Below are 11,551 nucleotides of genomic sequence, written 5' to 3'. Positions count from 1 at the left end.
ATATGTCCAAAACAAAATTAACAACGATAGACAGTTTGTCATTTCAAGAACTAAAGGAAGACGCAGAATTAATTCCGTTGATGACGCCCGAAGATGAAGAAGCCATGCACAATGAGGAACTACCTGAAATTCTACCCATACTTCCACTTCGCAATACTGTTTTATTTCCGGGAGTTGTAATTCCCATCACTGCAGGTCGTGATAAATCCATCAAATTAATTAACGAAACCAATAACGGAACTAAGGTGATTGGTGTCGTTTCACAAAAAGAGGAAGCTAAGGAAGAACCCGGATTAGCCGATATCAATACCATTGGTACAGTCGCAAAGATTTTGCGTGTCCTGAAAATGCCTGACGGAAATACCACTGTTATCATACAAGGAAAAAAGCGCTTTGAGGTTTCTGAAGTAATTACAACTTCACCGTATATGACCGCTACCATCAGAGAAGTAGCTGAAGCACGTCCGGCCAAGGAAAATGAAGAGTTCAATGCCATTATCGAATCTATCAAGGAGATGGCACTCGAAATTATTAAAGACAGCCCTAATATTCCTTCCGAAGCTGCCTTTGCCATAAAAAATATTGAAAGCAATTCCTTCCTTATAAACTTTGTTTCTTCCAACCTGAATATTTCGGTGGAAGAGAAGCAAAAATTATTGGAAATAAACGACTTGAAAGACCGTGCGCTGGAAACATTGCGCTATATGAATATTGAAATTCAGAAGCTTTCGCTACGACAGGATATTCAATCGAAGGTCGAAAGTGATATAAGTCAGCAGCAACGCGAGTACTATTTGCATCAGCAGATGAAGACCATTCAGGAAGAATTGGGAGGTAATTCTTCCGAAGCCGAAATAGAAGAAATGCGCTCACGCTCCAAAACCAAGAAATGGAGTAAGGAAGTTAAAGTACACTTCGATAAAGAACTGGCCAAATTGCAGCGTATGAATCCGCAAGTAGCCGAATTCAGTATCCAAAGAAATTATCTGGATCTAATTTTGGATCTGCCTTGGGATGAATACAGTAAAGATAAATTCGATTTACACAGAGCGCGGAAAATATTAGATAGAGACCATCACGGGCTGGACGATGTAAAACAGCGTATTATAGAGTATCTGGCGGTTTTAAAACTGCGAAACGATATGAAATCGCCCATTTTGTGCCTGTACGGACCACCTGGCGTGGGTAAAACTTCATTAGGAAAATCCATAGCAGAAGCGCTGGGACGAAAGTATGTACGGATGTCATTGGGTGGATTGCGTGATGAGGCCGAAATAAGAGGCCACCGAAAAACCTATATTGGAGCGATGCCGGGACGAATCATTCAAAGTATTAAAAAAGCCGGAGCCAGTAATCCGGTCTTTGTATTGGACGAAATTGATAAACTTTCGGTTGGAAGCCAAGGGGATCCTTCTTCAGCCATGCTCGAAGTTTTGGATCCGGAGCAAAATCATTCGTTTTACGACAATTTCCTGGAGTTGGGCTACGACCTTTCTAAGGTAATGTTTATAGCTACTTCTAATAGCTTGAGTACCATTCAGCCTGCTTTGAGGGATCGAATGGAGGTTATTAATGTTTCGGGTTATACTATAGAAGAAAAAATTGAGATAGCCAAGAAGCATTTACTTCCGAAGCAATTAAAAGAACACGGACTAAACAAAAAACACCTCGCCATAGCGAAACCGCAATTGGAAAAAATTGTTGAAGGATATACCAGAGAAAGCGGTGTGAGAGGGTTGGAAAAGCAAATTGCAAAAATGGTACGACATGCAGCCATGAAAATTGCAATGAACGAAGACTACACGGTTAAAGTCAACAATGAAATGATTGTTGAAGTGTTGGGAGCCCCAAAAATGGAGCGTGACAAATACGAAAATAACGATGTGGCGGGTGTTGTTACCGGATTGGCGTGGACAAGAGTAGGAGGAGACATCCTTTTTATTGAATCTATTTTATCGAAGGGCAAGGGGCAGCTTACCATGACCGGGAATCTAGGAAAAGTAATGAAAGAGTCTGCTACGATTGCTTTGGAATATATAAAATCGAACGCTTCTCTTTTAGGTATAGACCCGGAAGTTTTTGAAAAATACAACGTACACATTCACGTACCGGAAGGCGCCACTCCAAAAGACGGACCCAGTGCGGGAATTACGATGCTAACTTCTTTAGTTTCACTATTTACACAACGAAAAGTAAAGAAAAGTCTTGCCATGACGGGAGAAATTACGCTTCGCGGGAAGGTGTTACCTGTTGGCGGTATTAAAGAAAAGATTCTGGCAGCCAAACGTGCGCGCATTAAGGAGATACTGTTGTGTGAAGAAAATAAACGCGACATCGATGAGATAAAACCCGAATATTTAAAAGGACTTACCTTTCATTATGTGAAGGATATGAGCGATGTGCTGAATCTGGCATTGACTAAGGAAAAAGTGAAAAATGCTAAAAAGTTGTAGCACTTTTATAATTTATGCGGGAACTAGGGCTGAAATATTTTAAATCGCAATCATTTCGTACCCTCCCGAAAATAAATTATACTTGCACTCGTTTAGATTTCAGGTAAAGTATCTCACATTACATGAACCATAAGGTTTTCTTTTTATTAGCCTCATTTATAACTACTTCAGTCTTCGCTCAAGTAGGAGGTAAGTCGACCTACCAGTTTTTGAATTTAGTGAATTCCCCACGGCAGGCCGCGTTAGGGGGCAAAACAGTGACTAATTACGATTACGACCCAACGCAAGGGCTTTTTAATCCGGCAGCTATCAATCCTGCTATGGACAATCAATTGTCCTTGAACTATTTCAATTATATAGGTGATATTAACTACGGAAGCGTTGCTTACGCCTATCTGTGGGACCGAAGAACTCAGGTGCTCCACACCGGGATTACCTATATTAACTACGGCAAATTTGACGGGTACGACGAACAAGGAAATCCAACCGATACTTTTAGTGGAGGTGAAGTGGCACTTTCTGTGGGACACGCCCGAAACATTCCATTTACCAATTTTCATGTAGGTGCCAACCTGAAACTTATTTCCTCGACCTTGGAACAATATTCCTCCTTCGGAGGGGCTGTCGATATTGGGGTAATGTATGTCTATGAAGATTGGGATTTACACATTACAGGGGTGGCGAGAAACATAGGGACTCAATTTACAGCCTACGATACCCAATACGAACCTTTACCATTCGAGTTGATTTTCGGGATTTCACAAACCTTGGAAAATATTCCAATTCGCTGGCATTTTACGCTGGAAAATATGCAGCAGTGGAAATTGGCATTCGCTAATCCAAATCAGGCGGTGGTCGATTTGGAAGGGAATTCGCAAGGCAAAAAGATAAACTTTATAGATCATGCCTTCCGACATATGATTGTGGGCATTGAAATCTTTCCGGAAAGCGGATTCAATATCCGTCTTGGATATAATCTTCGTCGTGGGGAAGAGCTTCGTATTCTGGAAAGAAGAGCCTTTGCCGGTCTAAGCGCCGGTTTTTCTCTTCGTTTAAACAAACTTCGCTTCAGCTATTCGTACGTAAAATATAACACAGCCGCTTCCACAAGTAATTTCGGATTAAATATTAACTTGCAGTAATGCGAAAAATTACTATTGCTATTGACGGGTATTCCTCCACCGGAAAAAGTACGGTGGCAAGGCAATTGGCAGATTGGTTAGAATATGTCTATATAGACAGTGGCGCCATGTATCGGGCAGTAACGCTTTTTGCTATGCGAAAAGGCTGTATTTCAGGGAATAACTTGAAAAAAAAGAAGTTGATAAAAAAACTTCCCAAAATATCTTTAGAATTCAGAACTAATTCTGACGGAAAAGCCGAAATGTACCTTAACGGAATAAATGTCGAAAATGAAATACGTACCCTCGAAGTTTCCGAATGGGTTAGTCCGGTCGCCACCATACCTGAAGTACGTAGAAAATTAGTTGCCTTGCAACAGGGAATGGGTACTAAAAAAGGCGTGGTAATGGATGGTCGTGATATTGGAACCGTTGTATTTCCGGACGCGGAGCTGAAAATTTTTATGAATGCTACGGCTGAAGAAAGAGCCGGACGGCGTTACAAAGAATTAATTGCCAAAGGAGATATGGTAACTTTCGAGGAAGTCTTGGAAAATGTAACCCGCCGGGATTATATAGATTCCAATAGAGACGATTCACCACTTATGAAAGCTGTGGATGCCATCGAAATAAACAATTCGGAAATGAACCTGGAGGATCAGTTTCACATTATTCTGCAACTTGCAAAAGACCGAATCGCAGGAAGAGTTTAAAAGGGAATTTTAGTCAATGTTTTCTTCGATTCTTTTATCCGGAATTAACCATATAACGGCTACAGCGATATAACAACCAATAGCAATCCAAGTGCTAAAAAACGACACCCCAATTCCGATAATGTACAAAAGCATCGAAATTTTTCCTTTAAAATCTTTTCCAACCGCTTTCTTTAAAATGAAATCCTTACCGTGGTGTTTTAAAATAGCCGTCTGCAGTATATAATATGCAATTGCACTCATTAGCAGGTTGAAGCCATATAAAAATACAGGCACATTTTCCAATGGGTGTTCTCCAAACCAGGAGGTAGTAAACGGAATAAGTGATAGCCAGAACAACAAATGCAAATTCGCCCACAGTATTTTACCGTTCACCTTTTCGGTCACTTGAAAGAGGTGATGATGATTGTTCCAATAAATACCCAGGTAGATAAAACTAAAGAGATAACTCGCAAACACGGGGAGTTCCGGTACAAGCGCTTCAAGCGTGACATCGTGCGGCGCTTTCAATTCTAATACCATGATAGTAATGATGATGGCGAGTACGCCATCGCTAAAGGCTTCTAATCGGTTGGTGGTCATGATATTGAATTTGAATTGCTATTCGAAATATAATATATTTTATTGGCTTATATGAAATCTTGCAAAATCACTGGAAAGTATAAATCACACCCAGCATATTTCCGTTAAATGAGAAATCTAATGAACCGGTGGAATTGTTTCTAGAATCGTTGTATTTTTTTGAATACTTTCTGTCTAAATACAGGTCGATTGCTTCCACGACGAAATAACTCATTGCCCAACTTAAAAAAACATCACTAGCCCAGTGAGCCTGATCGTATATTCTGGTGATACCCGGAATAACTCCCACAGTATAAATTCCGGCTTTTACCCATGGGCTATCAAATTGTTTCGCAATAATATGTGCATTCGTAAAAGTGAGTACTGCGTGTCCCGAGGGAAATGAACGGTAGGCCGGACTGCCACCAAAAGGACGGAAATGATCTTTTCCAAAACCGGCTCCGGGTCGGGCCCTTCCAACAAGTGACTTCGATAGTTGTTGTAAAAATCCGGTTGCTGTCGCCGATGAAATCAACAACACACCCGTCCGCCGCAGCTTTTCATTTCGCGTAAAAAGACCGGTTAAATAGACAGCCCCTGTCAAACCGTAATTGTTTTGAGGTGCGCCTGCATAATAGCCGTATTCCAGTATAATATTTGGAACTTCCTCCTTGTGTTTTTCCAATCCGTTATTGATGTTATCGTCAAACGCAAAGAGCAACAAGGTTCCGCCGGCAGTTACGCCTATTGGAATAAAATCATCTTGTGACCAGTAAACAGGTCTGCTATACGCAAAGCCAATCCCCTGAAAAACATTTCCCATGTCGTACGTGAAATCCTGCCACATAGTAGTGGTTGTATCTCGTGCCACAGCATTTTGTGTAACGCCTTGGACGGAAAAAAAGAAGAGTAAAATCCACAACACAGGTCCCGAAGCACTGAATGATCCATTAATTCTGAAGAGATAGCTCATAAATACCAGCTTAATTTGATACTTTTCTCAAAGATGGTTTCATAACAAATTTAGCCTAAAATTGCTTTCAATTTTAAATTTTTATTACCTCAAAAGAAGAAGTTAGCTTCAGATTAAAAAAAATTAAAGTCAGTAAACAAAACTCTTTGAAAATCAAAAGATAAGTAGTATTTTTGCAGCCCTTTTAACGACAAGACTGAAGTAAAAGGAACTAAAAACAAAACAAACAACAACCCTTCTGTGGGAGCGTCGTTATAACTTTCAGTCCGAACACAGAATACAAACCCTTGATTTTAGAGGAAATCATTTCCGAAGAAATCAAATATTACAGCATGGCTGATAAAGCAAAAGAAACAGCAGTAGAAGAAAAGAAAACTGCAAAAACAACCAAAAAAGCAGCGGTAAAAACTACCGGAGCTAAAGCAAAAGCGGACAAACCTGCAAAAGCTAAAAAAGAGGAAACTGAAACTGTGGAAGAAACAGTGGCAGAAGTTGCTAAAACTGAAAAACCTCAAGAGGAAGTTTCTCTAAAAGAGAGCAACCCCGAAAAATTCCTAAGTGATTTTAACTGGCACAACTACGAAGAAGGAATCGATCCTATCGACGATGGTAAGCTGGAAGAATTCGAAAAATTAGTAGCCGCAAACTTCGTAGATACTTTAGATGATGAAGTAGTAGAAGGTGAAGTAGTTTACATTTCAGATCGCGATGCCATTATTGACATCAACGCCAAGTCTGAAGGTGTGGTATCTCTTAACGAGTTTCGCTACAATCCCGGACTAAAGGTTGGGGACAAGGTAGAAGTGTTAATCGACGTACGTGAAGACAGTACAGGTCAATTGATTCTTTCTCACCGTAAAGCTAGAACGATTAAGGCGTGGGATCGCGTAAATGCAGCCCATGACGAAGGTACTATCGTAAACGGTTTTGTAAAATGCCGTACCAAAGGTGGTATGATTGTAGACGTGTTTGGTATTGAAGCTTTCTTACCGGGATCACAAATAGACGTGAAGCCTATCCGTGATTACGATATATATGTTGGAAAAACAATGGAATTTAAAGTGGTTAAAATTAACCACGAATTCAAAAACGTTGTAGTTTCTCATAAAGCGTTGATCGAAGCTGATATCGAAGAACAGAAAAAAGAAATTATCGGACAACTTGAAAAAGGTCAGGTACTGGAAGGTGTTGTGAAAAACATCACCTCATACGGTGTCTTTGTAGATCTTGGAGGAGTTGACGGATTGGTGCATATTACAGACCTTTCCTGGTCTCGTATCAATCATCCGAACGAAATAGTTGAATTAGACCAGAAATTGAATGTGGTTATCCTTGACTTCGATGAAGACAAGACACGTATCCAATTAGGATTGAAACAATTGAACGCTCATCCATGGGATGCGCTTGGAGACGAATTGAAAGTAGGGGATAAAGTACTAGGTAAAGTAGTTGTAATCGCAGATTACGGTGCATTTATCGAAGTTGCCGAAGGTGTTGAAGGCTTGATCCACGTAAGCGAAATGTCTTGGTCTACACACTTGCGTAGTGCTCAGGATTTTGTAAACGTAGGTGATAAGATAGAGGCTCAGGTACTTACTTTAGACCGTGAAGAACGCAAAATGTCATTGGGTATTAAGCAATTAACTCCCGATCCATGGACCGATATCACTAAGAAATATCCGGTAGGATCTACTCACAAAGGGATTGTACGCAACTTTACCAACTTTGGAGTGTTTGTAGAATTGGAAGAAGGAATCGACGGACTTATATACATAAGCGACCTTTCCTGGACCAAGAAAATCAAGCATCCTAGCGAATTCACCAATATTAGTGATACGTTAGAAGTGGTTGTGTTAGAGTTGGATGTTGAAGGACGTAAGTTAAGCTTAGGTCACAAGCAAACCACCGAAAACCCTTGGGATAAGTACGAAGATGAGTTTGCAGTAGGCACTAAGCACACCGCAGCTATCGATGAGATGGTAGACAAAGGAGCAGTAATCAACTTCAACGAAGATATTTCTGCATTTGTTCCTACACGTCACTTAGAAAAAGAAGACGGTAACAACTTGAAGAAAGGTGAAGAAGCAGAATTCCAAATTATTGAATTTAACAAAGAATTCAAGAAAGTGGTAGCATCTCACATGGCAATTCACAAAGAGGAAGAGGCTAAGATTGTAAAGCAAGCTGCTAAGAAGCAAGCCGCGCAAGCTGAAGAGGCTAAACCAACTTTGGGTGATGCAAATTCAAAACTTCAGGAATTGAAGGACAAAATGGACGGAAAGAAAAAATAAACAAGTCCTACTAAAAACAGGGATCTAATCCTATATTTAAAGAGCCTTTCAGCAATGAAAGGCTTTTTGTTTTAGGGCATTCCACAAATGTTATATCGAGCGCAGTCGAGATAACATTTTTGGCGGGCTTTCGCCTGTACGCGGTACTTGGCTCAATCCCCTAATGCGAACCCCTCCGTCCGCCTTTGGCGGACACCTCCCCTAGATTAGGGGAGGTGAAGTTCCTGCTCCTTTTTAATCTTTGACGCACTTTTTCTACAATCTCTCCTAATTAAGTTGAGCATTGATTCCCCTCCTTTTCAAGGAGGGATGTCCGCCGGAGGCGGGCGGGGTGGTTCCTTCTCGATACAATTTTTCTCACCTCCAGGTGATAAAAACCACTCGAAGCGACAGAATTCAAATAAAACCCTTAAATTTGTCCTCTGAATATCATTCAGAACTACTCTATGAGCCAAAAAGTGTTATTAAACGCAAAGGAAGTACACATAGCGCTTCACCGTTTGGCTTGCCAGTTAATAGAAAATCACGATAACTTTAACAATACGGTACTCATTGGCATTCAGCCGAGAGGAGTCTTTTTGGCCGAACGCCTTAAAACACTCCTGGAAACCGAATATAAAATTAAGAACATACCTTTGGGGTATTTAGACATTACCTTTTATCGGGACGACTTCCGCAGAGGCGACAAACCTTTGGAGGCAAACAGAACCAATATTAATTTTATTGTTGAAGATAAAAAAGTAGTGTTTGTAGATGATGTGCTGTTTACCGGACGTAGTATTCGGTCGGCATTAACCGCCATACAGTCGTTTGGAAGACCCTTGGAGATAGAATTACTCACACTAATTGACAGACGATTTAGCAGACATCTGCCCATTCAACCCGATTATCGCGGTAGACAGGTAGACGCAATCAATAATGAAAAAGTAAAGGTGTGCTGGAAGGAAAATGACGGAGAAGACGCAGTATATCTCGTAAATAGCTAGCGCTAATTACGCAGTAAGCTAAGGGCTATAAGCTATAGGCAGCCTAAAGCGAAACGCATAAAGCCTATAGCGTTTTTAGAATAAAAACAATGAGCGAACTAAGTGTCAACCACTTATTAGGAATTAAATACATCACAGAAGCCGATATTCAACTTATTTTCGAGACGGCCGACCACTTTAAAGAAGTCATCAATCGTCCCATTAAAAAAGTTCCTTCGCTTCGGGATATTACCATCGCAAACCTTTTCTTCGAAAACAGTACCCGAACACGTTTGTCATTCGAATTAGCAGAAAAACGCCTTTCGGCAGATGTGATAAATTTCTCAGCGGCATCATCTTCAGTAAAAAAAGGGGAAACTCTCATAGACACGGTTAATAATATCCTGTCTATGAAAGTCGATATGGTAGTAATGCGCCACCCCAATCCGGGCGCGGGAGTATTTCTCTCCAAACATGTAAAAGCCAGTATTGTGAACGCAGGAGACGGCGCCCACGAACATCCCACTCAGGCGCTATTGGATTGCTACTCCATTCGTGAGAAACTAGGTGATGTAGCAGGTAAAAAAGTAGTGATTGTAGGAGATATACTGCATTCAAGAGTGGCTTTATCGAATATTTTCGCCTTGCAAAAGCTTGGAGCAAAAGTAAAGGTATGTGGTCCTAAAACGCTTATACCTAAATATATAGAAAAATTGGGAGTTGAGATCGAAAACAACTTAGTGAAAGCTTTGGAATGGTGCGATGTGGCCAATATGCTCCGAGTACAAAATGAGCGAATGGAGATAAGTTATTTTCCAACGACCAGAGAATACACCCAACAATTTGGAATAAATAAAGCGCTATTGGACTCACTAAAAAAGGAAATTGTTGTGATGCACCCGGGACCTATTAACCGCGGAGTAGAAATTACCAGCGATGTCGCCGATAGCAAACAGGCCATTATTTTGGATCAGGTTCAAAACGGAGTTGCCATACGGATGGCGGTTCTCTATTTATTAGCTTCAAAGATACAGCACGATGAAGATTGAAAATCAGGATAATTTTGTGGTCTTAGCAGATGAAAAGAACGACATCAAGTCGTTTGCATCATTTTTGGAATTTCAAATTCCGAATAAGTTTAAAAGACAAAATGTAGTTGTAAACCTGTTGGAGTTTACCGAACTAGAATTGCCCGAATTACTATTGTTTCTTAAAACATCAAATCTGCATCGCAAGACTAAATTTTCATTTGTAATCGTTAATAATGCAATAGATCCTGACGATGTTCCGTTTGAAATGACTGTCGTTCCCACGGTTCAGGAAGCCGCAGATATCATCGAAATGGAAGAAATAGAACGCGATTTAGGATTTTAAACTATTTTCGCTTCAACTTCAATTGTAATTGATAGCTAAGAATGACGGTTAACATCGTCCAGCGTAAATCGTAAATTTAATGAAACTCACCATCCTAGGCTGTCATTCTGCAACTCCACGTATTACCGCGCATCCCACAGCTCAGGTATTGGAAATTAAAGGGCACCTCTTTTTAATCGACTGCGGGGAAGGGACTCAGGTGCAACTGCGAAAGTACAAACTGAAATTTTCCAGGATAAGACATATTTTCATCTCCCACTTACACGGCGATCACTTTTTTGGATTAATCGGACTTATCTCCACCTTCCGATTATTGGGAAGAGAGGCCGAAATGCACGTCTATGGCCCGAAAGGTATTAAGGAAGCCATTACACTTCAGCTTAAATTGGGAAAATCATGGACTAATTATCCGCTGTATTTTCACGAATTGGAAAGCAAGGATTCTGAAACTATTTTTGAAGATGATAAGGTAGTGGTCACCACCATTCCGCTAAACCATCGCGTTTATACCAATGGTTTCCTATTTAAAGAAAAGCCCGGAGAACGTAAATTAAATGTTGAGGATGCCCAAAAGGCTAATGTAGATTTGAGTTATTACAGCAAAATAAAGCAAGGTTTCGATGTGGTAAATAAAGATGGTATTACAATTGCCAATAGCTCAATTACTTCAGACCCCGAACCGTCAAAATCGTACGCGTTTTGCAGTGATACTGTATATTATCCGGAAATTGTTCCTCAAATAAGCAACGTAACGGCTTTATATCACGAATCGACATTCCTGGAGACCCATAGAGATTTATGTGAACCAACAAAGCACAGTACGGCCAGGGAAGCAGGACTAATTGCGCAACAAGCCAATGTGGGTAAGCTTATATTGGGCCATTATTCCGGACGTTATGGAGATTTAAACTCTTTTAAAACTGAAGCAGAAACAGTTTTCCAAAATGTAGAATTAGCGGAAGATGGAAAAACCTTTAAATTGTAGAAACCTTTCCCTCCCAAAAAATAGTTGATTATTCAATTGATTTTATTTGTACTTTAGAATTGCCTTTGGAAATGAAACAATACAAAGGAGTTAATTTCAACTAACTAACCCTATT

The 11,551-nt window shown here is 40.3% G+C and carries 10 protein-coding genes; 8 read left to right on the top strand and 2 right to left on the bottom strand.

Annotated features, from left to right (window positions below; genetic code table 11):
* Window positions 1–2: 2 nt before the first annotated feature.
* The 3 genes from lon (at window position 3) to cmk (ending at window position 4,287) form a co-directional block, all read left to right on the top strand.
* Window positions 3–2,453, top strand: coding sequence for an endopeptidase La (gene lon / locus ATE92_RS12160; RefSeq protein WP_100803973.1), 2,451 nt, complete (start codon window positions 3–5; stop codon window positions 2,451–2,453).
* Between the two features lie 122 nt (window positions 2,454–2,575).
* Window positions 2,576–3,595: a type IX secretion system protein PorQ gene (gene porQ, locus ATE92_RS12155; RefSeq protein WP_100803972.1), complete on the top strand. Its 1,020-nt coding sequence runs from the start codon at window positions 2,576–2,578 to the stop codon at window positions 3,593–3,595.
* Complete coding sequence (gene cmk / locus ATE92_RS12150; protein WP_100803971.1) at window positions 3,595–4,287, top strand: (d)CMP kinase; 693 nt, start codon at window positions 3,595–3,597, stop codon at window positions 4,285–4,287. The genes porQ and cmk overlap by 1 nt, the downstream gene beginning before the upstream one ends.
* Window positions 4,288–4,296: 9 nt before the next feature.
* On the opposite strand, the gene ATE92_RS12145 is transcribed toward cmk, so the two are convergent.
* Window positions 4,297–4,869 (bottom strand): TMEM175 family protein, encoded by a 573-nt coding sequence (locus ATE92_RS12145; protein ID WP_100803970.1) that lies wholly within the window; start codon window positions 4,867–4,869, stop codon window positions 4,297–4,299.
* 67 nt (window positions 4,870–4,936) lie between these two features.
* Entirely contained in the window at window positions 4,937–5,821 is an 885-nt protein-coding gene (locus ATE92_RS12140; RefSeq protein WP_232729156.1) for a phosphatase PAP2 family protein, read from the bottom strand.
* A 332-nt stretch (window positions 5,822–6,153) separates the two neighbouring features.
* Between ATE92_RS12140 and rpsA the strand changes: the two genes are divergently transcribed.
* From rpsA to ATE92_RS12115, 5 genes are all read left to right on the top strand, one after another.
* A complete protein-coding gene (gene rpsA / locus ATE92_RS12135; protein ID WP_100804431.1) occupies window positions 6,154–8,112 on the top strand; it encodes a 30S ribosomal protein S1 in 1,959 nt (652 codons plus the stop codon).
* A gap of 446 nt (window positions 8,113–8,558) precedes the next feature.
* The gene (gene pyrR / locus ATE92_RS12130) at window positions 8,559–9,098 is read left to right on the top strand and encodes a bifunctional pyr operon transcriptional regulator/uracil phosphoribosyltransferase PyrR (protein WP_100803969.1); all 540 of its coding nucleotides are present in this window, start codon (window positions 8,559–8,561) and stop codon (window positions 9,096–9,098) included.
* Between the two features lie 89 nt (window positions 9,099–9,187).
* Entirely contained in the window at window positions 9,188–10,126 is a 939-nt protein-coding gene (locus ATE92_RS12125) for an aspartate carbamoyltransferase catalytic subunit (RefSeq protein ID WP_100803968.1), read from the top strand.
* Window positions 10,116–10,451 (top strand): ribonuclease Z, encoded by a 336-nt coding sequence (locus ATE92_RS12120; protein ID WP_100803967.1) that lies wholly within the window; start codon window positions 10,116–10,118, stop codon window positions 10,449–10,451. The genes ATE92_RS12125 and ATE92_RS12120 overlap by 11 nt, the downstream gene beginning before the upstream one ends.
* A gap of 79 nt (window positions 10,452–10,530) precedes the next feature.
* Complete coding sequence (locus tag ATE92_RS12115) at window positions 10,531–11,436, top strand: ribonuclease Z (protein WP_100803966.1); 906 nt, start codon at window positions 10,531–10,533, stop codon at window positions 11,434–11,436.
* The last annotated feature ends 115 nt before the right edge of the window (window positions 11,437–11,551 follow it).

It is taken from the genome of Ulvibacter sp. MAR_2010_11, from assembly GCF_002813135.1.
Lineage (GTDB): Bacteria > Bacteroidota > Bacteroidia > Flavobacteriales > Flavobacteriaceae > Altibacter.
This window is presented reverse-complemented; position numbering and strand designations above follow the sequence as displayed.

What these genes read in the sequence shown, in the direction of transcription:
- ATE92_RS12140 (WP_232729156.1), bottom strand. Translation starts at nt 5,821, where the DNA reads ATGAGCTATCTCTTCAGAATTAATGGATCATTCAGTGCTTCGGGACCT.
- ATE92_RS12145 (WP_100803970.1), bottom strand. Translation starts at nt 4,869, where the DNA reads ATGACCACCAACCGATTAGAAGCCTTTAGCGATGGCGTACTCGCCATC.
- ATE92_RS12120 (WP_100803967.1), top strand. Translation starts at nt 10,116, where the DNA reads ATGAAGATTGAAAATCAGGATAATTTTGTGGTCTTAGCAGATGAAAAG.
- porQ (WP_100803972.1), top strand. Translation starts at nt 2,576, where the DNA reads ATGAACCATAAGGTTTTCTTTTTATTAGCCTCATTTATAACTACTTCA.
- lon (WP_100803973.1), top strand. Translation starts at nt 3, where the DNA reads ATGTCCAAAACAAAATTAACAACGATAGACAGTTTGTCATTTCAAGAA.
- pyrR (WP_100803969.1), top strand. Translation starts at nt 8,559, where the DNA reads ATGAGCCAAAAAGTGTTATTAAACGCAAAGGAAGTACACATAGCGCTT.
- cmk (WP_100803971.1), top strand. Translation starts at nt 3,595, where the DNA reads ATGCGAAAAATTACTATTGCTATTGACGGGTATTCCTCCACCGGAAAA.
- ATE92_RS12115 (WP_100803966.1), top strand. Translation starts at nt 10,531, where the DNA reads ATGAAACTCACCATCCTAGGCTGTCATTCTGCAACTCCACGTATTACC.
- rpsA (WP_100804431.1), top strand. Translation starts at nt 6,154, where the DNA reads ATGGCTGATAAAGCAAAAGAAACAGCAGTAGAAGAAAAGAAAACTGCA.
- ATE92_RS12125 (WP_100803968.1), top strand. Translation starts at nt 9,188, where the DNA reads ATGAGCGAACTAAGTGTCAACCACTTATTAGGAATTAAATACATCACA.